Origin of the sequence: Micrococcus sp. KRD070, from assembly GCF_017168435.1 — a bacterium.
GTDB classification, from domain to species: Bacteria; Actinomycetota; Actinomycetes; order Actinomycetales; family Micrococcaceae; genus Micrococcus; species Micrococcus luteus.
In genome coordinates, this window is sequence record NZ_JABFNH010000016.1 from 1 (window position 1) to 26,482 (window position 26,482).

Genomic DNA, 26,482 nt, shown 5'->3' on the forward strand with positions numbered 1-26,482 from the left:
GGAGGACTCCGGCTCGCGCGGGGCCGGCCCCGGCGCCGGAGCGGGCCGGTTCGGCTGCGCCGCCGGTCGGTCGGGCCGTCCCTGCGGCGGGGCCGGGCGCTCAGGCCGGTCCGTCCGCGCCGGGCCGGCCGGGCGAGCGCCGGACTGTCCGCGGGTGTCCCCGGTCGGCGCGTCCCCACCGAGGATCAGGTCGAGCCGCGGGCGGATCCCGAGCACCTGGTGGACGGCCTCGCCGAGCACGCGGTCGCCGCCCCGGCCGAGCAGCGACTGGCGGGGCCCGTCCTGCTGGAAGCCGATCGTCAGCAACGAGCCGTCGTAGCCCGCGACGCTCGCGTTGTCCTTCACCAGCATCCACACCAGGCGTGAGGCGTCCTCGAGGGCCGCGAGGATGTCCGGCCAGGCCCGGCGGATCATCTCCACTTGGCTCGCCGCCGGGGCGGGCGTGGGGCTCGACGGCGCGGCCGTCTCCTCCGGCCCGTGGGCGGGGGCCGGCGCGGCACCGGTGCGGTCCTGGGCCTGGGGCCGGCCCTCGGGCTCGGGGCGGCCCTCAGGCTCGGGGCGGCTCCCGGCCTCCGGGCGGCGCGCGTCCTCGGAGCGGGCCCCGACCTCCGCCGGTTCGGGCCGCCCGGGCTGTGGCGGCTGCTGCGGACGTTCGGACCCCGTGGCCCCGGCGGCCGCGTCCCCCTCCGGCGCCTCTGCCACGGGCTGCGGGGCAGGCGGCGTCCAGCGCTCCGGCGGGGCGGTGGGCGCCGTCGGCGCGGGCTCCTCCGGCCGCCGCATGGCGGCCCGGGCGAGCGCGGCACCGGTCAGAGGGCCGGAGCCCTCCGCGTTCTCGGCCGATCCGCCGCCGTCCGGGGCGGGCGTGCCGGACCGGGCCGGCGTCGTCGTGCCCTCCGGGGCGCCGTCCTCGACGGGCGCGGCGCCACCGAGCTCGAGGCGCCGTTCGAGGGCCTCGAGGCGGGCGGCCAGGCCGCGGTGCGTCTCGTCCGAGGCGGGCAGCAGCAGGCGCGCCATGAGCAGCTCGAGGTGCAGGCGGGGACTGGTGGCCCCCACCATGTCCGTCAGGGCGAGGTTGGTGATGTCCGCGAGGCGGGAGAGCTCCGCGCGGGAGAGCTGCGCGGCCTGCGCCGAGAGACGCCGCACCTGGTCCTCCGGCATGCCGTGCAGGATCGCCCCGGCCTCCTCCGGCAGGGCACGGGCGATCACGAGGTCGCGGAAGCGGTCCAGCAGGTCCTCGACGAAGCGGCGCGGGTCCTGGCCGGACTGCACCACGCGGTCCACCACGCGGAACACGGTGGGGGTGTCGTCCGCGGCGACGGCGTCGATCACGTCGTCCAGCAGGGCTTCCGGGGTGAAGCCGAGCAGGCTCACCGCGAGCTCGTAGGAGACCTGGCCCTCCTGGGCACCCGCGATCAGCTGGTCCAGCACGGAGAGCGTGTCACGCACCGAGCCCGTGCCGGCGCGCACCACGAGCGGCAGCACGCCCTTCTCCACGGACACGCCCTCCTCCGCGCACAGCTGCACGAGGTAGGCGATGAGCGGCTCCGGCGGCACGAGCCGGAACGGGTAGTGATGGGTGCGGGAGCGGATGGTCCCGATGACCTTCTCCGGCTCCGTGGTGGCGAAGATGAACTTCAGGTGCTCCGGCGGCTCCTCCACGATCTTGAGCAGCGCGTTGAAGCCCGCCGCGGTGACCATGTGCGCCTCGTCGATGATGAGGATCTTGTAGCGGTCCCGGACCGGGGCGAACGTGGCCCGCTCGCGCAGGCCGCGGGCGTCCTCCACACCGCCGTGCGAGGCCGCGTCGATCTCCAGCACGTCCAGCGAGCCCGGCCCGCCGGTGGCCAGGTCCCGGCACGAGTCGCACTCGCCGCACGGCGTGGGCGTGGGGCCCTGGGCGCAGTTCAGGCAGCGCGCGAGGATGCGGGCGGACGTGGTCTTGCCGCAGCCGCGCGGGCCGGAGAAGAGGTAGGCGTGGTTCACGCGGTCCTTCGCCAGTGCGGTGCGCAGCGGGACCGTGACATGGTCCTGCCCGATCACGTCCTCGAAACGGTCCGGGCGGTAGCGGCGGTACAGGGCGGTGCTCACCCTCGAAAGCCTATCCGGCGGGCGGACGGGCTAAGGGAGCCGGGGAATGCGCCCACCCACCGGCCCGTTCCCTGGCCCATGACCACCACGCACATGCACACCGACGCCGAGGACACGATCCACCCCACGCAGCCGGCCCCGGACGCGGGACCGCTGAGTCAGGCCGAGATCGACCGCCTCTTCGCGGACCGCCACACGACGCAGCTCTTCTCGGACGAGCCCGTCGACCTCGCGCTGATCGAGCGGGCCTACGCGGACCTCCGCTGGGCGCCGACCGCCATGAACAACCAGCCGCTGCGGCTCGACGTCGTGGACAGCCCCGAGGCCCGCGCCCGCCTGGCTCCGCTGATGATCGAGTTCAACCGGGAGAAGACGGAGCGCGCCCCGCTCACGCTGATCGCCTCCTACGACCTCGACTGGCACCGCCACATGGGCCACCTCGCCCCGTTCCGGGAGGGCTTCGCGGAGGACGCCGAGGGCAAGCCGGGCATGCGCGAGGGGATGGGCCGCACGAACGCGCTCATCCAGGTGGGCTACCTGCTCGTCGCCCTGCGCGCGCACGGTCTCGAGGTCGGCCCCATGGCCGGGTTCGACGCCGCTGCCGTGGACGCCGAGTTCCACGCGGACCGTGCCTGGAAGTCCCTCCTGGTGATCAACGTGGGCCACGCCGCCGCGGACGACGAGAAGGCGCAGCAGCCTCGCCAGGGCCGCCTCGACTTCGACCAGGCCGCCCAGGTCCTCTGACCGGGGCCGGGCCTGCGGCGGGCCAGGGCGCCGGCCCGCTCAAAGCCCGGTGAACACCCACGGATCGCGCGGCAGGGCGGCCGGGTCGAACGCGGGCACGGCGGCCGCCAGTGGTCCCGGGGGCAGGTCGAGGGACTCCAGCAACCGGTCCCGCACCCGCTCGGGGGTCCACGCCGGGTCCTGCGCCGCGAGGTCCTCGAGTGTCACGGCGCCGTCCCGCTTGGCCAGCCGCCGCCCCGCCGCGTTCAGCACGAGCGGCACGTGCAGGTACTCCACCGCGGGCGTCGGCTCCCCGCGCGCGGAGCACAGCGCCTCGGCCAGCCAGCGCTGGCGCGGGGCCGAGTCGAGCAGGTCGTCGCCGCGGACCACCTGGTCCACGCCCTGCGCCAGGTCGTCCACGACGACGGCCAGGTTGTACGCGTACGCCCCGTCGTTCCGGCGCAGCACCAGGTCGTCGACCAGGCCCGTGACCTCGCCGTGCAGCACGTCCACGGCGGTGGCGCGCGGGATCTCGCCCGCCGGCAGGCCCGCGACCTTCGCCACGTCGATCCGCAGGGCGGCGGGGCGCACCCGCCGTCGCTCGGCCCGCTCGGCCTCGGTCAGGCCGCGGCAGGTGCCCGGATAGAAGCCGGGCGGACGCAGCGGCACGGTGCCGCCGGAGGCGGGGGCGCCGTCGTCGGGCCTCGGGTGCGGGGCCGACGTCGCCTCGGCGATGTCCTTGCGCGAGCAGAAGCACTCGTAGACCGCGTCCGCGCCGTGCGCGGCTCGCAGGGCGGCCACGGCGGCGTCGTACAGGGCGGTGCGCTCGGACTGGCGCACCGGCTCGGCGTCCCAGTCCAGCCCGACGGCGGCCAGGTCCGCCCGCTGCCCGGCCTCGGCCCCGGAGCGAACGCGGTCCAGGTCCTCGACCCGCAGCAGGAAGGCGCGGTCCGTGGCGCGCGCCGCGAGCCACGCGACGAGCGCGGTGCGCAGGTTGCCCAGGTGCAGGCTTCCCGTGGGGGAGGGGGCGTAGCGTCCGGCGGGCATGGGATCTCCTGGGGGAAAGTGAAGACCCCTCACGCACCTGCCAGAGCCCACCTACCCTTGCTACCTTCCGGTCCTGGGGGAGTTCAGCGAGATGACACCACGTGAGGGGCCGCCCACGACTCTACCAGGGCGGCGGTGGGCGGGGCGATTCGGGCCGCGGTGAGACCCGGACCGGGCCCTCGCCTCCCGCGGGGGATTGGCGCGGCCCAGGACGATCTGGTTATGATGGAGCCTGCCCTCGCGCGGTCCGCCGCATGAGGGCGCACCAAGGAGGATTCGCCTAGCGGCCTATGGCGCACGCCTGGAACGCGTGTTGGGTTAACAGCCCTCGGGGGTTCAAATCCCCCATCCTCCGCGGGCAAGCCCCGGGACCCCAGTGGTTCCGGGGCTTTTCGCATGTCCGGGGCCGCTGTCGTCGCGGGCCGCGCGCCCGGATTCCCGATCCGCCACGCTGGATGCGAGACGCGGGTCACATTTGCGCGTATCCTTCTCCCCAGTCGTCCGGGACCGCCGGCGGCCGCCGCTCGGAGCTCGCACCGCACCGGCCATCCCCACCCCGATCTGGAGACCCCATGTCCTTCGCAGATCTCATCACCGCCGTGAACGACGTCATCTGGTCCCCGGCCCTGATCTGGCTCTGCCTGATCGTCGGCCTCTACTTCACCATCCGGACCATGTTCCTGCAGTTCGTGAACATCCCGGACATGGTGAAGCAGCTCCGCGAGGGCCAGGACTCCGCGGACGGCACCTCGTCCCTCCAGTCCCTCATGATGTCGCTCGCCGGCCGCGTCGGCATGGGCAACATCGGCGGCGTCGCCACAGCCATCGCGTTCGGCGGCCCCGGTGCCGTGTTCTGGATGTGGGTCATGGCCCTGCTCGGCGCCGCCACGTCCTTCATCGAGTCCACGCTCGGCCAGATCTACAAGGAGCGCGACCCGGACACCGGCGAGTACCGCGGCGGCCCGGCGTACTACTTCGAGAAGGCCTACAAGCACACGGCCGCCGCCCCCGCGTTCAAGGTGTACGCCATCCTGTTCGCCGTCGTCACCGTCTTCGCCACCAGCTACTTCCTGCCGGGCGTGCAGGCCAACGGCGTGGCCGCGGCCGTGGGCGAGGCGTGGGCCGTGCCCGCCTGGGTCGTGGCCCTGGCCATGGTCATCCTGCTGGCCTTCATCGTCCTGGGCGGCGTGAAGCGCATCGCGACGTTCGCCGTCTACGTGGTGCCCGTGATGGCCGTGCTGTACATCATCCTCGCGCTGATCGTGCTGTTCCTGAACTTCGACCAGATCCCCGAGGTCTTCGGCTCCATCTTCGCCAGCGCGTTCGGCGTGCACGCCGTGTTCGGCGCGATCCTCGGCCTCGCCATCCAGTGGGGCGTGAAGCGCGGCGTCTACTCCAACGAGGCCGGCCAGGGCACGGGCCCGCACGCCGCCGCGGCCGCCGAGGTCTCGCACCCGGCAAAGCAGGGCTTCGTGCAGGCGTTCGCCGTGTACATCGACACGCTCTTCGTCTGCTCGGCCACCGCGTTCATCATCATCTCCACGGGCGCCTACCGGGTGTACTCGGACGGGTCCGGCTCCGGCCTGCTGTTCGAGGGCATCGTCTCGCCGACGGCCTCCGAGGGCCCGGCCTTCGTCCAGACCGGCTTCGACGCCATGTTCTCCGGCTTCGGCCCCACGTTCGTGGCCGTGGCGCTGGCGTTCTTCGCCTTCACCACGATCGTGGCGTACTACTACATGGCCGAGGTCAACATCGTGTTCCTCACGCGCAACCTGCGCAACGGCATGGTCCGCCGCGTCGTGCTGCGCTTCCTGCAGGCCCTGATCCTCGTGTCCGTGGCCTACGGCGCCGTCGCCACCACGGGTGCGGCCTGGGGCCTCGGCGACATCGGCGTGGGCTCCATGGCCTGGCTGAACATCCTCGGCATCCTCGTGCTGCAGGGCCCGGCCCTCAAGGCCCTCAAGGACTACCGTGCACAGAAGCGCCAGGGTCTCGACCCGCAGTTCGACCCGCGCCCGCTCGGCATCCGCAACGCGGACTTCTGGGAGCACCGCGCCGACGGCCTGATCACCCAGGGCGTCGCCGGCACGGCCGAGCACCCGATCGTCACCGAGGGCGGCGCCCACCGCGCCTGACGGGCCGGCGGGGCTGGGCCCTCCCCGCCCCACCACGACGACGGCCCGGACGCCGCCAGCGTCCGGGCCGTCGTCGTGCGCGGCAGGTCAGAACAGCTGGCGCAGGTTCGCCTTCGCGAGGTCGAGCAGCTTGGTGCCCTTGCCGTCGAGGACGGTGCGCATGGCGTAGAGCGCGAAGCCCTTGGCCTGCTCGAACTCGATGCTCGGCGGGATCGTCAGCTCCTGACGCTCGGTCTTGACCACCAGCAGCGCAGGCCCGTCGTGGGCGAGGAACTCGCGCATCACCGCAGGCAGGTCCGTCGTGTGGTCCGCGCGGAAGCCCTTGATGCCGGCTGCCTCCGCGATCGCCGCGAAGTCCGGGTTCTGCAGGTCCGTCCCGAAGGGGACGAACCCGGCGGCCATCATCTCGAGCTCCACGAAGTTCAGCGAGTCGTTGTCGAACACGAGCGTCTTCACGGGCAGGTCGTTCTGCACGAACGACAGCAGCTCGCCGAGCATCATGGCCAACCCGCCGTCGCCGGCCATCGCCACCACCTGGCGGGTGGGGTCGACCGCCTGGGCGCCGACCGCCTGCGTGACCGCGTTGGCCATGGAGCCGTGGGACAGGGAGCCGATGATCCGGCGGCGCCCGTTCATCGTCAGGTACCGGGAGGCCCAGACCACCGGGGAGCCGACGTCGGGCAGGAACACCACGTCGTCGTCGGCCAGCTCGTCGAGGAGGCGGGCCACGTACTGCGGATGCACGCGTCCGCGTCCCGGGGAGGCCAGCTGGTCGAGGTCCTTGCGGGTCTTGGCGTAGTGCTTGAGCGCCTTGTCCAGGAACGCCGACGACGAGTTCCCGCGCAGCAGCGGCAGCAGGGCCTGGGCCGTCTCCTTCACGCCGCCCACGAGCGGCACGTCCACGGCCACCCGTCGGCCGATCTGCTCGCCGCGCACGTCCACCTGGATGACCGTGGCGTCCTCGGGGTAGAACTGCCGGTACGGCAGGGAGGAGCCGAGGATCAGCAGAGTCTCGGCCTCCTTGAGCGCGTGGTAGCCGGAGGCGAAGCCGAGCAGGCCGGTCAAGCCGACGTCATACGGGTTGTCGTACTCGATCCGGTCCTTGCCGCGCAGCGCGTGGACGATCGGGGCCTGCAGGCGCTCCGCCAGGGCCACGACCTCGTCGTGGGCGCCGGCCGCACCCGCGCCGGCCAGGATGGTGATCCGCTTGGACGAGTCCAGGGCCTCGGCGGCCTCGCGCAGCACGGAGTCCGCCGGGATGACGCGGGACGGCGTGTGACGGATCACCTCGGGCTTCGCGGAGAGCTCGGTGAGGGCCACGTCGCCCGGGATCACGAGCACGGCCACGCCCCGCTGCTCGACGGCGGCCCGCATCGCGGTGCGCAGCATGCGGGGCATCTGGTCCGCCGAGGAGACGTGCTCCACGTAGACGGAGCACTCGCGGAACAGGTCCTGCGGATGGGTCTCCTGGAAGTAGCCCGAGCCGATCTCCTCCGACGGGATGTGCGCGGCGATCGCGAGCACCGGAGTGCGGGAGCGCTGGGCGTCGAACAGGCCGTTGATCAGGTGGAGGTTGCCCGGACCGCACGAGCCCACGCAGACCGCGAGCTCATCCGTGAGCTGGGACTCGGCGGAGGCCGCGAAGGCCGCGGTCTCCTCGTGCCGGGTGTGCACCCACTGGATGCCGCCGTGGGAGCGCAGGGCCTCGGTCAGCCCGTTGAGGGAGTCCCCGGGCACGCCGTACATGCGGCGCACGCCCGAGGCGTGGAGGGTCTCGACGATGTTCTGGGCGACGGTGGCCACGGTGGAACCTCTCTCTGGTCGGGAGGCGCCCGGGCCGGTTTCGGCAGGGGCGCGGCATTGCCTTCCACGCTAGGGGTCGAGGTCCAGGCCCGGGGAGGGTCGGCCGTCCGCAGAGGGGGCGTCCGGCCTGGTCAGCGCAGCAGGTCGCGCTCCACCCAGCGCAGCAGGGACTCGCCCGCCCGCTCGTGGACGTCGTCGGCGTCGCCGATGCCGCGTTCGGCGAGGATCGCCGCCGTCACCACGCCGTAGGGCTTCTCGGGGACGCCGTCGGCGGGCCGCACGTCCATGTGCTCCACGGCGAGTCCGCGCTCGTGCAGCCGGTCGGCCATGGCGTAGTCGCTGCGCGAGTCGCCCGCGGTGAGCCAGCGTTCGGGCACCGGGGTGCCCGCCTCCGCCAGCAGGTCGAAGCAGCGCTCGACGCCCAGGTCCTTGCCGGAGGAGCGGTGCTCGACGTCCACCGAGATCACCGAGGGGGCCACGCGCACCTCCTCGGCGAGTCCGCGCTCGGCGAGCAGATCCTCGACGCCCGCGGCGACGTCGTCGCGCACCCGCTCGTACTCCGTCTGGTCGGCGCCGACCGTCTTCTCGAGGGAGACCATGGCCAGCTTGGTGCGGTCGGTGAACTGCAGGTCCCCGGCGCGCTCATCGTTGAGGGCCCAGATCGCGTCACGGGTGTCCGCGTCGATGGCCATGTCCGGGTCGGTGCGGAGCCAGTCCGGGGCGGTGCCGTCCACGGTGACGTCGGGCAGGTCCCCGGAGGGCACCGCGGAGAACGGGAACCACACGGCGCCCTTCTCGCAGATCGCGTGGAAGGGAGCGTCGTCCGGGAGGCCCGCGTCGCGCAGCGGGGCGATCAGGTTGTGCAGGAGGAAGTCCGTGGAGCGGCCCGTGTTGAAGCCGACCGGCACCCCGCGCCTCGCGAGACGGACGAGCACGTCGATGATCCCCTCCGGCACGGTCCGGGTCTCGGTGGAGGCCACGGGGGCGTCCACGTCCAGCAGGAGTCCTATCGGGGAGGAAGTGCGCATGCCCCCACCCTAGGCCGCGGTGGCCCGTGCCCGCGATGGGCCCGGCGGCTACGCTGACCCTGAGACCCGCCCCGCCCGGGGCACACCCCCGACGATCACCCCACGGGAGCACCCATGAGCACCGCCACCGACCTCGGCCCGTCCCGCAGCCCCTTCGGCCCCGACGCCGCGGCGCGCGTCCCCAGCTCGGGGACGGGGCTGTCCTCGACGGGCGGCCGGGTGGCCATGCTCGTGGTCGTGATCCTCGCGGTCGTGGCCGCGTTCCTGGGCTCCGGCGTCGTCGGCGGCCTGACCCCCGTGGCCGAGGCCGCGGGCGGCTGGCTCGGCCCGGACGCCACCTGGGTCTCCCCGGCGACCCCCGCGTTCGGCATCTGGTCCGTGATCTACGCGGGGCTGCTGGCGTACGCCGTGTGGCAGTTCCTCGCCTCGGCCCAGTCCGCCCGTCACGACCGCCTGCGACCGTGGATCCTGGTCTCGGTGCTGCTCAACGCCGCGTGGATCTGGACGGTGCAGGCCGGGCTGCTGGGGCTGAGCGTCGTGGTGATCGCGCTGCTGCTGACGTGCCTGGCGTGGATCCTGGTGCTCCTCGAATCCGTCCGCGCGCACAGCTGGGGGGAGCGGATCCTCCTGGACGGGGTGCAGGGCCTGCATCTGGGCTGGGTCTCGATCGCCGCCGTGGCGAACCTGGCCGCGTGGCTGGCCTCGACCGGCGTCGTCGGCGATCCGGGGCAGTCGTCCCTCTGGGCGAAGGTGATGCTCGTGGTGGCCGTGCTGATCGGCGCGTTCACGGCCGTGTACAACGGCGGCCGCCCGGCTCCGGCGTTCGCGCTCGCGTGGGGTCTGGTGTGGATCGGCGTCGGCCGCGCGGACGGCACGGGGCTGCTCTCGGGCAGCCTCGCCCTCCTGGCGTGGGGCGGCGCGGCGATCGTCCTGCTGTGCTGGCTGGCCGCGCTGCTGCTCTCCCGCCGGTCCGCGACGGGCGAGGCCCGCGACCTCGTCCTCGACGCCCTCGACGGCGGCGGCGACCCCATCGACGGCCGACGCTGACCCCCGTCGTCATTGACGGAACGGGGACCGATGCTGTCGTGACGTGCGGCAACACCTGTGCCTCCCACATGCGATGATGTGGTGATCCGAAGGCCCCGCCTCACGGCGGGGCCTTCGTCATGTCCCCGTCCCTTCCCCTCCAGGATCCTCGTGCCCCTTGCCCGTCTGCGCGCGGCGCTCCCCGCGGCCGCACTGTCCCTGCTCCTGCTCACCGGCTGCACCGCCACCGACGACGGCGTCACCCCGGCGAGCGATGCCGACACCTCCGCGTCGGTCAGCACGATGCCGATCACGTCCACCCCCTCCGTCGACGCGGCTGCGACGAGCCGTGCCGCTGCGTCGTCGCTGGCCGCTTCCTCCTCCGCCGCGCAGAGCTCGCGCGCCGCAGCGTCGTCCTCGAGCGGGGCCGCCGAGTCGCGTGCCGCACGTGCCGCGGAGGAGTCGCGTACTGCTGAAGGCTCCCGCAGTGCCGAGCCGGCGGCGCCCGCCGCCCCGGCCGACGTCGAGGGAGACGTGGTCACGGTCGAGTCGATCTCGGACGGCGACACGCTCCGCGTGACCCTCGGCGAGGTGTCCACGCGGGTGCGCCTGCTCAACATCGACACCCCCGAGACCCGTCACCCCTCGAAGCCGGTCGAGTGCATGGGCCCGGAGGCGACGGCGGCGCTGAAGTCGATGATCAGCCCCGGCGACACGGTGGTGCTGCGGTACGACCGCCGGCTCTACGACCGCTATGACCGCCTCCTCGCCGGCGTGTACGCCGACGGCGTCCTGGTCAACGCCGAGATGGCCCGCCTGGGCTATGGCGAGCCGGCGGTCTTCGACGGCAACGACCGTTTCCTGCCCGAGGTCGAGGCGGCGTGGGAGCAGGCCCGGGCGAACGGCGTCGGCAGGTTCTCCGGGGAGTGCGGCACCGCGGCCGAGCCCATCCCGGAGGCGGCCCCGGCCCCCGCCCCGGAGGCGGCCCCCGCGGCCGGCGACGCGGGGCCGGTGCGCGGAGCCGACTCCGTGTGCCCGGACTCCCACCCGGTCAAGGCCAACGACAACTCGGGCATCTACCACATGCCCGGTCAGCAGCACTACGGCAAGACCAACGCGCGCAACTGCTACGCCTCCGCCGCCGCGGCCCAGGCGGACGGCTACCGGGCGGCCCGGCGCTGAGGGCGCCGCATCGGGTGCGGTCAGCGGCCCTCGTGGACCGCCCGCAGCTCGTAGCCGCGCTCCTCCACGGCCGTCTGCTTCTCGGCGCGCTTCTCCACCCCGGCCACGTCCTTCGGGGGCAGCTGCACCCGAGCCTCGGCGGGCAGGCCGGCTTCGAGCTGGCGGGCACGCTCCACCTCGGCGTCGACCTCCAGGCCGAGCAGCAGCACGATGTTGAAGATCCACAGGGCGAACAGCAGCGCCATGATCGTGCCGATCGCGCCGTACGCCGAGTAGCCGGCGAACTGCGTGAAGTACACGGACAGGGCCACCGCGGCCAGCACCATGCCCACCAGCGCCACGATGTTGCCGGGGCCGAAGAGGTGGAAGCGCGGCTTCTGGACGTTCGGGGTGGTGTAGTACAGGGTCGCGATCAGCACCAGCAGGATCAGGACGACGACGGGCCACTTCACCCACGCCCACACCGGCAGGAACGTGTCCGAGAGGAAGTTCACCACGCCGGTCATGCCGAGCGGCCCGGCGATCGGCTGGAGGAAGCCGTCCACGAGTGAGCGGTTCAGCGCCAGCGAGATCAGCACGACCACGATGCCCACGATCAGGATGAGCGTGGTGAGCAGGTTGGTCAGCGTCAGCTTCACCAGGCCGCGGCCCTCCTCGTAGCCGTACACCGTGTTGGCCGAGCGATTGAACGCCTTCACGTACGCGGAGGCGGACCACAGGGCGGTCGCGATGCCGATGACGAGGGCGATGATCCCGCCGCCTGAGGCGGCCGAGTCGCTCATGGTGGTCACCAGGTTCGTGACGAGCGCCTGGTAGTCGCTCGGGACCAGACCGGTCAGCTGCCCCAGCAGATCGTCGATGGCTCCGCGGTTGGAGGCGAGCACGAGGGACAGGATGGAGAACACGGCCAGCAGCGAGGGGGCCAGCGAGAGCACCAGGTAGTAGGTGAGCTTCGCGGCCAGGTCGGTGCCGCCGTCGTTGCCGAACTCCTTGAGCGCGCGCGTGAGCGCGTACTTCCAGCCGGCGCCGTCGAGCTTCACCCCCTTGAGCCGCTCGGCACGCTGGTCGGGATCGATCTTCGCGGCCTCCAGGGTCGCGTCCACAGGATGAATGGCCACGTCGGTCCTCTCGCGCTCGGGGGGCAGGGTGCGGATCGGGCCCCACGCTAGCGGACGGGTGCCCCGTCCGTCCCGACCGGAGCGGCGCTGGGCCGCGGACCCGGGCGATCAGCACTCGATGACGTTCACGGCCAGGCCGCCGCGCGAGGTCTCCTTGTACTTGGACTTCATGTCCGCGCCGGTGTCGCGCATGGTCTTGATGGCCTGGTCCAGGGTCACCCGGTGCGAGCCGTCCCCGAGCAGCGCCAGCCGGGCCGCGTTGATGGCCTTCACCGACGCGATCGCGTTGCGTTCGATGCACGGCACCTGGACCAGGCCGCCCACGGGGTCGCACGTCAGCCCGAGGTTGTGCTCGATCCCGATCTCGGCCGCGTTCTCCACCTGGTCCACGGTGCCGCCGAGCACGGCGCACAGCGCGCCCGCCGCCATGGAGCAGGCCGAGCCGACCTCGCCCTGGCAGCCGACCTCGGCGCCGGAGATGGAGGCGTTGCGCTTGTACAGGATGCCGATCGCCGCCGCGGTGAGCAGGAACTCGACCACCTTGTCGTCCCGCTCCTGCTGCGTGGCGCCCTTGGGGAGCACGAAGCGCATGTAGTAGAGCATGACGGCCGGGATGATGCCCGCGGCGCCGTTCGTGGGCGCGGTGACGATGCGCCCGCCCGAGGCGTTCTCCTCGTTCACCGCGAGCGCGAAGAGGTTGACCCACTCCATGGCCCACATGGGGTCGGTGCGGTCGGTGGTCTGCAGCAGGTGCTCCCGCAGCGCGGGGGCCCGACGGCGGACCTGCAGTCCGCCGGGCAGGATCGGCTCGGTGCGGGTCACGCCGTTGTGGACGCATTCCTCCATGACGGCCCAGATGGCCAGCAGCCGGGTGCGCAGCTCGTCGAGGTCGTGCCGGGTGGCCTCGTTGGCGAGCATGAGCTCCGCGATGCTCAGGCCCGCCTCGTGGCAGCGGGCGGCGAGCTCGGCGCCCGTGGAGAAGGGGTACGGTTCGCCGGTGTCGCCGTCGTCGGTGCGGTTGACGTCCTTGGTGGCGTCCAGCTCGGCCTCGAGCTCGTCCGAGGTGACCACGAAGCCGCCGCCCACCGAGTAGTAGTCGCGGGTGTGAAGCTGTTCGCCGGCGTCGTCGTAGGCGGTCAGACGCATGCCGTTCGGATGCCCGGGCAGGGACTCGCGCATGTGCAGCGTCAGGTCGCCCTGCCGGTCGAAGGCGATCTCGTGGCGCCCGTCCAGGGGCAGCCGGCCGCCCGTGACGATCTCCTCCACGAGCCCGGTGCAGGCGTCCGGGTCGATGGTCTCAGGGTCCTGGCCGGCCAGGCCGAGCAGCACCGCGGTGTCCGAGCCGTGGCCCACGCCGGTGGCCGCCAGCGAGCCGAACAGCTCGGCGTGCACGCGGGCCGTGCGCTCGAGGACGCCGTGCTGGCCCATGCTGTCCGTGAAGCGGCGGGCGGCGCGCATGGGTCCCACGGTGTGGGACGAGGACGGGCCGATGCCGATCGAGAACAGGTCGAGGACGCTGAGCGCCATGCAGTGCTCCTAGGGTGCGAGCGGGACGCGCGGTGGCCGGGGGTGGGGGCCGGACGCGCGGAGCCGGGAGATCCAGTGCAGACCAGACTAGGGGCACGGGGCCCTGCAGGCCATGGGGTCGCGGCTCGCGGTCCGCGCTGCTCTCCGGCCCGTCACCCACCGCACGGCCCGGAGCCGGGAGCGCTCAGAGGATGTTGTCCTTGGACTCCTCCACCTGCGCGGCCGCGCGGAACGCCGTCAGGTCACGCAGATACTCGTCCGCGTGGGGGAACACGGGCCCCTGCCCGGCCACGAGCATGACCCCCTCGAGGGGCTCGAACCGGGAGCGGCCCGCGTGGATGTCCTCGCCGGCGTCGACCAGGGTGCGCAGCTGCCACCATGTGGGGGCCATCAGGTTGACCTTGCCGGCCCGGAAGCGGCGCAGCAGCTCGGCGGGGGACGCCCAGCCGTGGCTGGCCGCCTCGGAGGACATCCGCTCGGGGGACTGACCCTGCGGCAGGTGGACGGCGAAGAAGAACGTGTCGTAGCGGCGCGGGCCCCCGTGCGGGGTGATCCACCGGGACCACGGCACGAGCGCGCCGGCGTCGGGGCGCAGCCCCTCGCGGTCGAGCAGCTCCCCGAAGTCCACCTCGTGGCGCTCGACGGCGTCGCGCAGCTCGTCGGGGAACGCGGCCACCCGGGCCGGGTCCACGGGAGTGCCGGTGACGGCGTCCCGGGCCAGGAGCACTCCGGTCTCCTCGAACGTCTCGCGGACGGCGGCGGCCAGCACGCGACCGGCGCCCTCGGCGGGGTCGAGCTCCGTGAGGGTGCCGTGGGCGTCCACGGGCTCGTGCGGCAGCCCCAGGCGCCGGCCCCACTCGGCCAGATCCGTGCCCTCCCACAGCCGGTCCGGCAGGTCGTCCGCGGGGTCCACGCGGCCGCCGGGGAAGGCCGTGGCGTGGGCGCTGAAGGCCATGGTCCCGGCGCGGCGGACGGTGAACACCGAGATCTCGCCGCCGGCCCCGGGTCTGACCAGCACGAGGGAGGAGGCGGGCACCGCCGGGACCCGGGGCCGGTCCTCGGCGGCCGACGGCTCGGCGGGCGGGGCGGCGGGGCTCACGGTGCCTCCTCGGTTCGGGCGATCATGGTCCGGACGCGCGGGCCGACGACGGCGGCCCCGGCCGCTCCCGCGCGGGGGTCATGCGGCCCGGATGTGCGCGGACCCGTAGTCTGTAGCGTAAGTCGCCGCGCTCGGGGCGGAGGCCCCGGGGCGAGACCGCGACCCAAGGAGGAGAGGCCGTGAAGATCCTGGTGCTGGCCAAGCAGGTGCCGGACACGTGGCAGGAGCGTGAGCTGAGCCTGGAGACCGGCTGGGTGGTGCGCGACGGCGCGGCCGAGCCCGTGCCGGACGAGATCAGCGAGCGCGTCATGGAGGTCGCCCTGGGCTGGCGGGACGCCGGCGCGGACATCGAGGTCGTGGCCCTGACGGTGGGCCCCGAGGACTCCTCGAAGACCCTGCGCAAGATGCTGGCCATGGGCGCGGACTCCGCCGTGCAGATCACCGACGACGCACTCGTCGGCTCGGACGCCGTGCAGACGGCTCGCGTGATCGCCGCGGCCGTCGAGAAGGAGGGCGCCGACCTCGTGCTCGCCGGCACGCTGTCCACGGACGGAGGCACCGGCGTGGTGCCCGCCATGGTCGCCGAGCTCCTGGAGCGGCCCTACCTGCCGCACGCCGAGGCCCCCGAGCTGGCCGACGGCGAGCTGACCGGCACCGTGGCGACCTCGGACGCGGACGTGCGCGCCGCCGTCGCCCTGCCCGCCGTGGCGGGCCTGACGGAGAAGACCGCGGAGCCGCGGTTCCCGAACTTCAAGAACATCATGGCGGCCAAGAAGAAGCCGCTCACCGTGCTGTCCCTGGCCGACCTCGGCATCGCCGCGGGCCCGGCCGAGGCCGCCTACCGCTCCGTGATGGTCTCGGCGGACACGCGTCCCGAGCGTGCCGCGGGCGAGAAGGTCACCGACGACGGCACCGCCGCCGAGCGGCTGGTGGAGTTCCTCGCGGGTCGGGGGCTCGTGTGAGCGCGAACGTGGAGGAGACCGAGATGACGACGCAGACCGACGCCGCGAACAGCGGCCAGACCGTGCTGGTGCACGCCGAGATCGGCGCGGACGGAGCGCTCCGCCCGATCGTGGCCGAGCTCCTCGGCGCCGCCGCCACCGTGGGCGTGCCCGAGGCCGTCCTCGTGACCGGCGCGGAGGGCAGGGACGCCGCCGTCGCCCGTCTGGGGGAGTACGGCGCCACGCGCGTCCACGTCCTCGTGGCCGACGACGCCGCCACCACCCTGGGCGACGCCGCCGTGCAGGCCCTCGCCGCCGCGACCGCCCGCACCGCGCCCGTGGCCGTGCTGCTCTCCGGCAGCCCCGAGTCCCGCGCGGTGGCCGGCCGCCTGTCCGTCCGCGCCCGCGGCCCCGTCTGCGCGGATGCCGTGGGGCTGCGCTGGGCCGACGACGAGGTCATCGCCCGCCACTCCGTGTTCGGCGGCGACTACCTCAGCGAGTCCACCGGCGAGGGCGGCCCCCGGATCATCACCGTGCGCCCCGGCGCCGTCGCGGACCGGGCCCCGGCCGTCGAGGCGCCCGAGGTCGTGGAGCTGGCCGCCGCCGAGCTCGGCCCGGTGACCGCCGGCGCCCGGGTGCTCGAGGTGAACGCCCGCACGCAGAACTCCGCCCGTCCGCCCCTGCGCGGCGCGAAGACCGTCGTCGCCGGCGGTCGCGGCGTGGGCTCCGAGGAGGGCTTCGCGATCGTCGAGCAGCTCGCCGACGAGCTCGGCGCCGCCGTGGGCGCCTCGCGTGCCGCCGTCGACTCCGGCTACACCGCGGCCGAGCGCCAGGTGGGCCAGACCGGCGTGATCGTGTCCCCGAACCTGTACATCGCCCTCGGCATCTCCGGCGCCATCCAGCACCTGGCCGGCATGAAGACCGCCAAGACCATCGTGGCGATCGACAAGAACGAGGACGCCGAGATCTTCGAGCACGCCGACTTCGGCGTGGTCGGGGACATCTTCCAGGTGGTCCCGCAGGTCATCGAGCAGCTGCGCACCCGCCGCGGCTGAACCGGTGCGGGCGCGGTCCGCTGCGGACCGCGCCCCTCGGACGAGGAGAAGCATGCCCAAGCAGCGAATGGCCGGCTACGTCCCCCTGAAGGGCGCCCCGGCCGAGACACTCGGCCTCGCGGGCGAACGGGACGTACCCGGCACGGCATACGAGATTACTACGCGTCTCGTGGGCTCGGAGTTGTGTATAAGAGACAGCACCACGACGGCGGCCCCCGCCTCGGCCGCGGCCGCCGTCCCGGTGGCGCCGACCGCGCCGACGTCGGGCCTCACGCCCCTGTCCGCGCGACGCCGCATGGCCGGGTACGTCCCGTTCGCCCGCGAGGCCGAGTGGCTCGGCGGCGCCCCCGCCCCGGCCGCGGGATCGATCCCGGCCGCCGCCCCGGCGCGGTCCGTCGCGCCCGAGCCGATCGCCGCCTCGGCGTCCCCGACGCGGGCCCCCGCACCCGCGGAGACCGAGCCCGTCGTGCCGGACGTGGCGGCCGTCGTCGCCTCCGCGACCGGTGCGCCGGCCGCGGCCGGGGTGGGCGCTCCCGTGGAGTCCGACCTCGTGCCGCTCGCGAAGCGGCGACGCATGGCCGGGTACGTGCCGTTCGCCCGGGAGGGGGAGTGGTTCACCGAGCTCGCCGCCGTGGGCGGCCCCACCGCGCCGGAGACGGCGGCGCAGGAGGTCGTCGCCGAGCCGGCCACCGCCGAGCCCGCCGCCGCGGAGCCGGCCGATGCGGAACCGGCCGTCGCCGCCCCCGTGGCCGCGGCGCCGGCTGCGGAGCCGGCTCCCACCGCGCCGGACACCCGTTCGGCCCCGCCGGCCTCCACCGCGCAGCCGCCCCGGGCCGCCCCCGGGGCCGCCACCGGCACGCCCGCTCGGGCCGCGGAGACGGACGCCGCCGAATCCGCCGCCCCGTCCCGCCTGCGCAAGGCGCTGCCGGCGGTGGCCGGCGTCGTCGTGCTGGCGCTGCTCGCAGTGCTGGCCGGACGCTGGCTGCGGAGCCTCGACCCGGTGGCGGACTTCATCGCGACCTACGACGGGCACCCGGTCCTGCCCGAGGGCACCCCCGAGGGGATGCCCTGGTGGATGGGCTGGCAGCACTTCCTGAACATGTTCCTGATGGTGCTGATCATCCGGACGGGCCTGCAGATCCGTCACGAGACGCGGCCGCCGGCCAACTTCACTCCGACGAAGGACGGCCTGTTCTCCGCGCGGGGCAACACCCCGAAGAAGTTCTCGCTCACCATCTGGACGCACCAGGCCCTCGACGCGCTGTGGCTGCTCAACGGCGTGATCTTCGTGGTGCTGCTGATCGTCACCGGCCACTGGGCGCGGATCGTGCCCACGGACCCGCACGTGTTCCAGCACGCCCTGTCCGCCGGCATCCAGTACCTGTCCCTGGACTGGCCCACGGAGAACGGCTGGGTGCACTACAACGCGCTGCAGATGCTCTCCTACGCGCTGGTGGTGTTCGTGGCCGCCCCGCTCGCCGCCCTCACGGGCTGGCGCATGTCCTCGTGGTTCCCCACGGAGGCCAAGGGACTGAACAAGGCGTTCCCCATGGAGGTGGCCCGCAAGGTGCACTTCCCGGTGATGGTCTTCTTCGTGGCGTTCATCGTGGTGCACGTGTTCCTCGTGGCCTTCACGGGCCTGCTGACGAACTTGAACCACATGTACACCTCGCGGGGCGGTGCCACCGACGCGTGGGGCCTCGTGGTGTTCCTCGTGAGCGTGGCGGTCACCGCCGCCGCGTGGTTCTTCCTGAAGCCCGCCTTCACGGCCCCCGTGGCCTCCCGGTTCGGCACCGTGGGCCGCTGAGCCGGCCGCACGACGACGGCCCCTCCTCCTCCACCCGGGACTTTCGAACGTGATCTCGGGGGAATGAGCGCTTTCGAACGTGAGATAGGCCCTTTCTCACGTTCGAAAGCGCTCGGGTGCTCGGGCGTGCGGAGCGTCAGCTCCGGGCAGCGCGGAAGGTGACCTGCACCTGGACCATCGGCTTGTCGGCCACGGGGACGCCGTCGGCGCCGACCGGCACGAGGTCCACGTCCACGAGGCGCAGGGACCGGCCGGCGTGCCGCACCCGCGTGAGGGCGACCATCTCGCCGTGGCCCGGGCGCACGAACACCACGCGCACGGCCTGGACGTCGTAGCGCTCGCGGTCCGGCATGGCCGCCTGCGCGGCGGTGACCGCCCGCAGCGTCATGGCCCCGCCGTGGACGGCGCCCGACGGGTTGGCCAGCTCCGGCTTCGGGGCGAAGCGGGCGCCCGCGGTCGCCGCGGCGTCGACGGCGGGGCGCACGTCCGGATCGGCCGTCGGCAACGACTCGGGGCGGGCGGCCAGCAGCCCCGGCATGGGCACGCGGGTCTCGGCCCCGCGGGGCAGCCGTCCGGCGGCGACGAACTCGGCCATCCGCTCCGGCGCTCCGGCCGGCACCGACTGGAACCAGCCGGTCGCCTCGACCACGCGACGCCCGTCCGCGTCCTCGAGCCACGCGCGGGCCACGCCGCCGGCAGCATCCCAGGCCAGCGGGCGGGTCCAGCACTCCAGCAGCGGGCCGTCCTCGTCCCCGGCCGTGACGGCCGCCGCGTCGAAGGCGGGCAGCGGGCCGAGCACGTTGACCTGCAGCTCGGTGGTGACCACGGTCTCGATGTCCCGGGCCGCGTGGTGCACGGCCACCGCGGTGGCGGTGTCCATGATCACGGTGGCCGCCGCGCCGGTGGGCCGGCCGTCCAGGTCGAGGCACCACGGGCCGACCTCGAACGCGGCCGGGTTGAGGGCGCCGTCCCGCTCGGTCATCAGCGCGTGGCGGCGGATGCCGAACAGCTGTTCCGTGCGGCCGGAGGGGTGGGAGCGGGGGCGTGGGCGAGTCCGCGGTGGGGCTGGTGGTGGTCTGCACGGGGAGCACGCTAGCCCACGGCCCGGTGGCGACACGGCAAATCATTGGATGTCCTATTATCATGGTGACGACAGTCACACCCTGTCGCCGCCCGCGGTGTCACCCCCGCACCACCCCGTCGTGGACCGCCCGCGCGGCCGGCCCGAGCCCCAGGAGGACGAACCCATGTTCCCCATCACCGACGACCAGAAGGCCCTGGTCGACGCCGTCCGCGACTTGGCCGAGCAGCGCGTCGCCCCGCACGCCCTCGACTGGGACGCCGAGTAGCATTTCCCGGTGGACGTCCTCGCCGAGGCCGGCGAGCTCGGCCTGGGCGGCATCTACGTGGGGGAGGAGCACGGCGGCACCGGCCTGGCGCGCACGGACGCGATCCTGATCTTCGAGGAGCTCGCCAAGGCGGACCCGGCCTTCGCCGCCTACATCTCCATCCACAACATGGTCGCCTGGATGATCGACTCCTTCGGCAGCGACGAGCAGCGCGCCCGCTGGATCCCCGACCTCGTGGGCATGGAGCACCTGGCCAGCTACTGCCTCACCGAACCCGGCGCCGGCTCGGACGCGGCCGCGCTGAAGACCCGCGCCGTCCGCGACGGCGACCACTACGTCCTCAACGGCGTCAAGCAGTTCATCTCCGGCGCCGGCTCCTCCGGCTACTACGTGGTCATGTGCCGCACCGCGGACACGGGCGCCCGGGGGATCTCCGCCGTCGTGGTCCACAAGGACACCCCCGGCCTGTCCTTCGGCCCCAGCGAGAAGAAGATGGGCTGGCACACCCAGCCCACGCGCCAGGTGATCTTCGAGGACGTCCGCGTGCCCGTGGCCGACCGCCTCGGCGAGGAGGGCGACGGCTTCCGCATCGCCATGAAGGGCCTCAACGGCGGCCGCCTGAACATCGGCGCCTGCTCGATCGGCGGCGGCCTGGCCGCCCTGGACAAGGCCACCCGCTACCTCAAGGAGCGCAGCGCGTTCGGCGAGCCGCTCACCACCAAGCAGGCCCTCGTCTTCGAGCTCGCGGACATGTCCGTGAAGCTGGAGACCGCCCACACGATGCTCATGCGCGCCGCGGACGCCCTGGACCGCAACGACCCGGACACCGTGCGCCTGTGCGCCATGGCCAAGCTCGTGGCCACCGAGTCCGGCTACGAGGCCGCCGACACCGCCCTGCAGCTGCACGGCGGCTACGGCTACCTGCACGAATACGGCGTGGAGAAGCTCGTCCGGGACCTGCGCGTGCACCGGATCCTCGAGGGCTCCAACGAGATCATGCGCATGATCGTGGGCCGCGGCCTGATCGGCTGACGTCGGGGGCCCCACCCGGTCGCCCCACCCAGCACGGCGCCCCGCGGTCCCCACACGTGACCACGGGGCGCGGTCCGTCGGGGCGGGCTCAGCCGAGCTGCAGCGGGTCCACCCCGGACACGGGCTCGAAGTGCCCGGCCACGTCCTCGGTCGAGACGTCCTCGAGCCGGGCCGGGCTCCACGTCGGATCCTTGTCCTTGTCCACGAGCAGCGCGCGGATGCCCTCGGCCATGTCCGGCTCGCGCATCAGGTGGGTGGCGATCGTGAACTCCTGGCGCAGTGCGTCGGCCACGGTCAGGTCCGCTCCGCGCGCGGCCAGCCGGCGCTGGGCCTCGTGGGCCACGGCGACGGCGGTCGGGGACTTGGTGCGGATGGCCTCGGCGGCCTGCCCCGCGGCCTCGGCGTGCTCCCCGCCCGCGGCGGCGCGCTCGTCCAGGGCGGCGAGGACCTCGGCGGCCGTCTCCCGGTCGTAGACGTCCTCGATCCACTCCCGGCCGGCCACCAGCGCGGAGGCGGGCTGTGCGTCCTCGGCCACCGCGAACCGGGCCAGCACCTCGTCGGCGGCGGCGAAGGCGGCCTCGTCGCGCGCGCCCGCGTCCGCGGCCGGGCCGAGGGCGCCGAACGCCGCGGCGAGGGCCTGCTCGAGCTCGTCCAGCCGGGCGGACTCCACGAAGACGTCCGCCAGGCCCAGGGCCACCGCGTCGGACCCGGAGGCGTGCGCCGAGGTCGCGGCCAGGTGCCGGCCCGCCTGGAAGGGTGCGCGGGCGAGGTGGAAGGAGCCGCCGACGTCGGGGGTGAACCCGATCGCCGTCTCGGGCATGCCGGCGCGCGTCCGCTCGGTGGCCACGCGGTGCGAGCCGTGCGCGGACACGCCCATGCCGCCGCCCAGGACGACGCCGTCCATGAAGGCCACGTACGGCTTGGGGTAGGCGGCGATGCGCTCGTTCATCGCGTACTCGTCGCGGAAGAACTCCTCGGCCTCCGCGAACCGCCCCGCCAGGAGGGAGGCGCGCAGGGAGACGACGTCGCCGCCCGCGCACAGCCCCTTCTCCCCGGCGCCGCGGATCAGCACGCCGCGCACGGCGGGGTCCGCGGCCCAGTCGGTCAGGGCCGCGTCGATCGCCCGGACCATGTCCTGCGTCAGCGCGTTCAGGGCGCGCGGACGGTTCAGCGTGATGCGGCCGAGGCCGTCGCGGACCTCGAGGAGCACCTCACCCGCCGCGCCGTCCCGTGCGGCCGCGGGGGCCGTCGTCGCGGTGGACTGCGCGTCGCTCATCGGTGCTGCCACCCCGCCTCGCGCTTGGCCGTGAACGCGTCCATGCCCTCCTTCTGGTCCGCCGTGGCGAACGCGGCGTGGAACACGCGGCGCTCGAAGGCGATGCCCTGGGCGAGCGTGGTCTCGAACGCGGCGTTGACGGCCTCCTTGGCCATCCAGGAGGCCGGCTTGGACTTGGACGCGATGGTCGCGGCCACCTCCAGCGCCTCCTCGAGGGCCTTCTCGTCGGCCACCACGCGGGAGACGAGCCCGATGCGCTCGGCCTCCTCGGCCCCGATCATGCGGCCGGTGAGGATCATGTCCATGGCCTTCGCCTTGCCCACGGCGCGGGTCAGGCGCTGGGAGCCGCCCATGCCGGGGATGACGCCGAGGTTGATCTCGGGCTGGCCGAACTTCGCGCCCTCGCCGGCCACGAGCACATCGGCCATCATGGCCAGCTCGCAGCCGCCGCCGAGGGCGTAGCCGGTCACGCACGCCACGATGGGGGTGCGGGCACGGGTGAGCCCGTCCCAGCCGGCGAACCAGTCGGCCGCGTACATCTCGGAGAACTCCTTGGTGGCCATCTCCTTGATGTCCGCGCCGGCGGCGAACGCCTTGGGGGAGCCGGAGAGCAGGATCGCCCCGATCTCCGGGTCGGTGTCCAGCTCCTGCACCGCCGCGACGACGGCACGCATCGTCGCCTCGTTCAGCGCATTCAGGGCCTTCGGCCGGTTCAGGCGGATGTGGCCGACCCGGCCCTGCCGCTCCACGATGATCGGCGACTCGGCGCCGTCCGGGGTGGTCTGCTCGCTCATGCCTCGCTCCTGTCCGTGTGTGATGCTCGGATGTCCTCGATGATGCCGGAAAAGTCGCGGGCGGCGCCTTCTCCGGCGGCGTACTCGGCGTATTTGGCCTGCGCGAGGCGCCCCAGGTCGGCCGCCACGCCCTGCTCGTCCAGGGCCGCGAGCGCGAGCCCGAGGTCCTTGGCCATCAGGGCGCCGGCGAAGCCGGGCTGGAAGTCCCGGTTCGCGGGGGAGCCGGGGACGGGGCCGGGCACCGGGCAGTTGGTGGTCAGGGACCAGCACTGCCCGGAGGCCTTGCTCATCACGTCATACAGGGCCTGGTGCTGCAGGCCCAGGCGCTCGCCCAGGACGAAGGCCTCGGCGACGGCGATCTGCGTGACCCCCAGCACCATGTTGTTGCAGATCTTCGCGGCCTGGCCCAGGCCGGCGGCCCCGCAGTGCACGATCCGCGCGCCCATGACCTCGAGCAGCGGCAGCACCTCGGCGTACACCTCGTCCGAGGCGCCCACCATGAAGGCGAGGGTGCCGGCCTCGGCACCCACCTGGCCGCCCGAGACCGGCGCGTCGGCCGCCCGCATGCCCGCCGCCTCCGCCGCCGCGGCCGCCTCGCGAGCCTCGGCGACGTCGATGGTCGAGCAGTCCAAGAACACGGTGCCGGGCCGGGCGGCGGCGAGCAGGCCGCCGTCGCCGTCCTCACCCCGGTAGACGTCCAGCACCAGGCGTCCGTGGGGGAGCATGGTCAGCACGACGTCGGCCTCCGCGGCCGCCGCGGCCGTGTCCGTGACGGTCTCGACGCCGGCCGCACGGGCCTTCTCGAGGGCCTCGGGGACGAGGTCGAAGCCGAGCACGCGGTGACCCGCGGCGGCGAGGTTGGCGGCCATGGGGCCGCCCATGTGGCCGAGGCCGAGGAACAGAACGGTGGTCATGGGGTCCTCCTGGTCGGGACGGGCTGCGGGGCGGTCACGAGCCGGCCGGCATCACGAAGCTGGCGCCCTCGCGCACGCCGGAGGGCCAGCGCGTGGTGACGGTCTTCGTCTTGGTGTAGAACTTCAGCCCGTCCGTGCCGTGCTGGTTCAGGTCGCCGAAGCCGGAGGCCTTCCAGCCGCCGAAGGTGTAGTAGGCGATCGGCACGGGGATCGGCACGTTCACGCCGACCATGCCGGTGTCCACGCGGGTGGAGAAGTCGCGGGCGGCGTCGCCGTCGCGGGTGAAGATGGCCACGCCGTTGCCGAACTCGTGCTCGTTCACGAGCGTGAGCGCCTCCTCGTAGTCCTTCGCGCGGACCACGGAGAGCACCGGGCCGAAGATCTCCTCGCGGTAGATGCTCATCTCCGGGGTGACGCGGTCGAACAGGGTGGCGCCCACGTAGAAGCCGTCCTCGTGGCCCTCGACGACGACGCCCCGGCCGTCCTCGACCAGGTCGGCGCCCGCCTCGACGCCGGCCGCGATGTAGCCCTCGATGCGCTCCTTCGCGTCCTTCGAGACGACGGGGCCGAAGTCCGAGGACGCCTCGAGCGACGGGCCGACCCTGAGGTCCTTCACGCGCTCGCGGAGCAGCGCGATCAGGCGGTCGGCGGTCTCCTCGCCGACCGGGACGGCCACGGAGATCGCCATGCAGCGCTCGCCGGCGGAGCCGAAGGCGGCGCCGACCAGGGCGTCGGCGGTCATCTCGAGGTCCGCGTCCGGCATGACCACGGCGTGGTTCTTGGCCCCGCCGAAGCACTGCGCGCGCTTGCCCATGCGGCCGGCGTGGGCGTAGATGGACTGCGCGATCGGGGTGGAGCCGACGAAGCCGACGGCCTTGACGCGCGGGTCCTCGATGAGCGCGTCCACGGCGGCCTTGTCGCCGTGCACCACGTTGAGGGCGCCGGCGGGCATGCCGGCCTCGAGGGCCAGCTCGGCCAGGCGCACCGGGACGGAGGGGTCGCGCTCGGAGGGCTTGAGGACGAAGGCGTTGCCCGCCGCCAGGGCGATGCCGGCCTTCCACAGCGGGATCATCGCCGGGAAGTTGAAGGGCGTGATGCCCACGGCCACGCCGAGCGGCTGGCGCATGGAGTGCACGTCGATGCCGGTGCCCGCGTCGGCGGTGAACTCACCCTTGAGCAGGTGCGGGGCGCCCGCGGCGAACTCCACGACCTCGATGCCGCGCTGGATGTCGCCCTTGGCGTCCGGGAAGGTCTTGCCGTGCTCCTGGGCGAGCACGGTGGCCAGCTCGTCCATGTTCTCGTTGATCAGGTCGACCCAGCGCAGCAGGATGCGGCCGCGGCGCTGCGGATTCAGCGTCGACCACGCGGCGAAGCCCTCCTCGGCGGAGGCCAGGGCGGCGTCGATCTCCTCGGCGGAGGCCAGCGGCACGCGGCCCGCCACCCTGCCCGTGGCCGGGTGGTAGACGTCGCTGTGCCGGCCGGAGGCGCCCTCGCGCCGCTCGCCGTGCACGAAGTGGGGGATCACGGGGGCGGTCTCGGTGGGCGCGGTCTTCTCGGACATGGGGGCTCCTCGCGGGTCCAGGCGGAAGGGCGGACGTCGTTGGGCGCCGCCCACGGCGGGCATGGCAGGCCCGGCCGTGCGTGTGATCTGGGTTACTCATCCGCTAATCTAGGATGAGAACGTAGGACATGCAACTATCGAACTCGGGGGGTATCCCGAGGAGGAAGGGAGGGTCCGTCCATGGACCTGTCGAACCAGAGCGCGATCGTCACCGGCGGGGCCTCGGGCCTCGGCCACGCCACCGCCCGCCGCCTGGCCGACGCGGGCGCCGCCGTCGTGGTGGTGGACCTGCCGGACCGCGAGCGCGAGACCGTCCGCGCGGACGCCGTGGCTGCCCTCGGCCCCCGCGCGCGCTTCGTGACGGGCGACGTCACCGCCGAGGACACCGCCCGCGAGGCCGTGGCCGCCGCGCTGGAGGCCGGGCCGCTGCGGGTGCTGGTCAACTGCGCCGGCGTGGCGACGCCGGGCAAGCTCGTGGGTCGCGACGGACCGCTGTCCGCCGAGGTGCTCAGTCGGGTCCTGGCGATCAACACGGTCGGCACCGTGGCGATGATGGCCCAGGCCGCCGCCGCGATGAAGGCGCAGGAGCCGCTCGGCGAGGACCGCGGCGTCATCGTCAACACCGCCTCCGTGGCGGCCTACGACGGGCAGATCGGCCAGATCGCGTACTCCGCCTCCAAGGGCGCCGTGGTCGCGCTGACCCTGCCCGCGGCCCGCGAGCTCGCCTCCTCGCAGATCCGCGTGGTCACGATCGCCCCCGGCCTCATGGAGACGCCCATGATGGCCGGCCTGCCCGAGGCCGCCCGCGAGGCGCTGTCCACCAAGACCCCGCATCCGGCCCGCCTCGGCCGGCCCGAGGACTACGCGCTGCTCGTCGAGCAGATCGTGTCCAACCCGTTCCTCAACGGCGAGGTCATCCGGCTCGACGGCGCCGTGCGCCTCGAGCCCCGCTGAGCCGCGCGGCCGGAGGCCGCGGA

20 protein-coding genes, 1 tRNA gene, 1 other RNA gene and 1 pseudogene are annotated in these 26,482 nt (G+C 73.7%); 10 read left to right on the forward strand and 13 right to left on the reverse strand.

Features of this window, described 5'->3' with window-relative positions:
* Positions 1-2,088, reverse strand: a 2,088-nt coding sequence (locus J1M38_RS04860) for a DNA polymerase III subunit gamma and tau (protein ID WP_206501189.1), incomplete at its 3' end; no start/stop codon positions are given.
* Between the two features lie 78 nt (positions 2,089-2,166).
* On the opposite strand from J1M38_RS04860, the gene J1M38_RS04865 reads away from it, so the two are divergent.
* On the forward strand, positions 2,167-2,832 hold the full coding sequence (locus J1M38_RS04865; protein ID WP_206481423.1) for a malonic semialdehyde reductase: 666 nt from the start codon (positions 2,167-2,169) through the stop codon (positions 2,830-2,832).
* 39 nt (positions 2,833-2,871) lie between these two features.
* On the opposite strand, the gene gluQRS is transcribed toward J1M38_RS04865, so the two are convergent.
* Positions 2,872-3,858 (reverse strand): tRNA glutamyl-Q(34) synthetase GluQRS, encoded by a 987-nt coding sequence (gene gluQRS, locus J1M38_RS04870; RefSeq protein WP_206481422.1) that lies wholly within the window; start codon positions 3,856-3,858, stop codon positions 2,872-2,874.
* Between the two features lie 17 nt (positions 3,859-3,875).
* An RNA gene (ffs, locus tag J1M38_RS04875) (signal recognition particle sRNA small type) lies at positions 3,876-3,972 on the reverse strand.
* 155 nt (positions 3,973-4,127) lie between these two features.
* Here ffs and J1M38_RS04880 point away from each other — a divergent pair.
* Both J1M38_RS04880 and J1M38_RS04885 read left to right on the forward strand, forming a co-directional pair.
* A tRNA-Ser gene (locus J1M38_RS04880) sits at positions 4,128-4,213 on the forward strand.
* A gap of 217 nt (positions 4,214-4,430) precedes the next feature.
* Positions 4,431-5,993 (forward strand): sodium:alanine symporter family protein, encoded by a 1,563-nt coding sequence (locus J1M38_RS04885; protein WP_206481421.1) that lies wholly within the window; start codon positions 4,431-4,433, stop codon positions 5,991-5,993.
* Between the two features lie 87 nt (positions 5,994-6,080).
* On the opposite strand, the gene poxB is transcribed toward J1M38_RS04885, so the two are convergent.
* Complete coding sequence (poxB, locus tag J1M38_RS04890; RefSeq protein WP_041102769.1) at positions 6,081-7,796, reverse strand: ubiquinone-dependent pyruvate dehydrogenase; 1,716 nt, start codon at positions 7,794-7,796, stop codon at positions 6,081-6,083.
* 131 nt (positions 7,797-7,927) lie between these two features.
* On the reverse strand, positions 7,928-8,824 hold the full coding sequence (locus J1M38_RS04895; RefSeq protein WP_049146689.1) for a haloacid dehalogenase: 897 nt from the start codon (positions 8,822-8,824) through the stop codon (positions 7,928-7,930).
* A 114-nt stretch (positions 8,825-8,938) separates the two neighbouring features.
* Between J1M38_RS04895 and J1M38_RS04900 the strand changes: the two genes are divergently transcribed.
* Both J1M38_RS04900 and J1M38_RS04905 read left to right on the forward strand, forming a co-directional pair.
* Positions 8,939-9,871 carry a TspO/MBR family protein gene (locus J1M38_RS04900; RefSeq protein WP_041102773.1) on the forward strand — a complete coding sequence of 311 codons (933 nt, stop codon included), beginning with the start codon at positions 8,939-8,941 and terminating at the stop codon, positions 9,869-9,871.
* A 150-nt stretch (positions 9,872-10,021) separates the two neighbouring features.
* Positions 10,022-11,032, forward strand: coding sequence for a thermonuclease family protein (locus tag J1M38_RS04905; protein WP_206481420.1), 1,011 nt, complete (start codon positions 10,022-10,024; stop codon positions 11,030-11,032).
* Positions 11,033-11,052: 20 nt separating this feature from the next.
* On the opposite strand, the gene J1M38_RS04910 is transcribed toward J1M38_RS04905, so the two are convergent.
* The 3 genes from J1M38_RS04910 to J1M38_RS04920 all read right to left on the reverse strand — a co-directional run bounded on the left by J1M38_RS04910 (position 11,053) and on the right by J1M38_RS04920 (position 14,776).
* Positions 11,053-12,150, reverse strand: coding sequence for a YihY/virulence factor BrkB family protein (locus J1M38_RS04910; RefSeq protein WP_225348892.1), 1,098 nt, complete (start codon positions 12,148-12,150; stop codon positions 11,053-11,055).
* A gap of 108 nt (positions 12,151-12,258) precedes the next feature.
* A complete protein-coding gene (locus tag J1M38_RS04915) occupies positions 12,259-13,677 on the reverse strand; it encodes an L-serine ammonia-lyase (protein WP_141843803.1) in 1,419 nt (472 codons plus the stop codon).
* 184 nt (positions 13,678-13,861) lie between these two features.
* Positions 13,862-14,776 (reverse strand): NUDIX hydrolase, encoded by a 915-nt coding sequence (locus J1M38_RS04920; RefSeq protein ID WP_063189073.1) that lies wholly within the window; start codon positions 14,774-14,776, stop codon positions 13,862-13,864.
* A gap of 179 nt (positions 14,777-14,955) precedes the next feature.
* On the opposite strand from J1M38_RS04920, the gene J1M38_RS04925 reads away from it, so the two are divergent.
* The 3 genes from J1M38_RS04925 to J1M38_RS04935 are packed head-to-tail and all read left to right on the forward strand — an operon-like array spanning position 14,956 to position 18,579.
* Entirely contained in the window at positions 14,956-15,738 is a 783-nt protein-coding gene (locus J1M38_RS04925; protein ID WP_063189076.1) for an electron transfer flavoprotein subunit beta/FixA family protein, read from the forward strand.
* A gap of 23 nt (positions 15,739-15,761) precedes the next feature.
* The gene (locus J1M38_RS04930) at positions 15,762-16,772 is read left to right on the forward strand and encodes an electron transfer flavoprotein subunit alpha/FixB family protein (RefSeq protein ID WP_152744005.1); all 1,011 of its coding nucleotides are present in this window, start codon (positions 15,762-15,764) and stop codon (positions 16,770-16,772) included.
* Positions 16,773-16,824: 52 nt separating this feature from the next.
* Positions 16,825-18,579: a cytochrome b/b6 domain-containing protein gene (locus J1M38_RS04935; RefSeq protein ID WP_241246487.1), complete on the forward strand. Its 1,755-nt coding sequence runs from the start codon at positions 16,825-16,827 to the stop codon at positions 18,577-18,579.
* Positions 18,580-18,715: 136 nt separating this feature from the next.
* Here J1M38_RS04935 and J1M38_RS04940 read toward each other — a convergent pair whose 3' ends face one another.
* On the reverse strand, positions 18,716-19,561 hold the full coding sequence (locus tag J1M38_RS04940) for an acyl-CoA thioesterase domain-containing protein (protein WP_241246488.1): 846 nt from the start codon (positions 19,559-19,561) through the stop codon (positions 18,716-18,718).
* A gap of 265 nt (positions 19,562-19,826) precedes the next feature.
* Here J1M38_RS04940 and J1M38_RS04945 point away from each other — a divergent pair.
* Positions 19,827-20,960, forward strand: a pseudogene (locus J1M38_RS04945) (acyl-CoA dehydrogenase family protein).
* 88 nt (positions 20,961-21,048) lie between these two features.
* Here the strand turns inward: J1M38_RS04945 and J1M38_RS04950 are convergent.
* The 4 genes from J1M38_RS04950 to J1M38_RS04965 are packed head-to-tail and all read right to left on the reverse strand — an operon-like array spanning position 21,049 to position 25,505.
* A complete protein-coding gene (locus J1M38_RS04950; protein WP_078025388.1) occupies positions 21,049-22,236 on the reverse strand; it encodes an enoyl-CoA hydratase/isomerase family protein in 1,188 nt (395 codons plus the stop codon).
* A complete protein-coding gene (locus tag J1M38_RS04955) occupies positions 22,233-23,030 on the reverse strand; it encodes an enoyl-CoA hydratase (protein ID WP_078025387.1) in 798 nt (265 codons plus the stop codon). The genes J1M38_RS04950 and J1M38_RS04955 overlap by 4 nt, the downstream gene beginning before the upstream one ends.
* Positions 23,027-23,944 carry a 3-hydroxyisobutyrate dehydrogenase gene (mmsB, locus tag J1M38_RS04960; RefSeq protein WP_041102792.1) on the reverse strand — a complete coding sequence of 306 codons (918 nt, stop codon included), beginning with the start codon at positions 23,942-23,944 and terminating at the stop codon, positions 23,027-23,029. Before mmsB ends, J1M38_RS04955 begins: the two co-directional genes overlap by 4 nt.
* 34 nt (positions 23,945-23,978) lie before the next feature.
* Positions 23,979-25,505: a CoA-acylating methylmalonate-semialdehyde dehydrogenase gene (locus tag J1M38_RS04965; RefSeq protein WP_078025385.1), complete on the reverse strand. Its 1,527-nt coding sequence runs from the start codon at positions 25,503-25,505 to the stop codon at positions 23,979-23,981.
* Positions 25,506-25,685: 180 nt separating this feature from the next.
* Between J1M38_RS04965 and J1M38_RS04970 the strand changes: the two genes are divergently transcribed.
* Complete coding sequence (locus J1M38_RS04970; protein ID WP_134415964.1) at positions 25,686-26,459, forward strand: SDR family NAD(P)-dependent oxidoreductase; 774 nt, start codon at positions 25,686-25,688, stop codon at positions 26,457-26,459.
* The last annotated feature ends 23 nt before the right edge of the window (positions 26,460-26,482 follow it).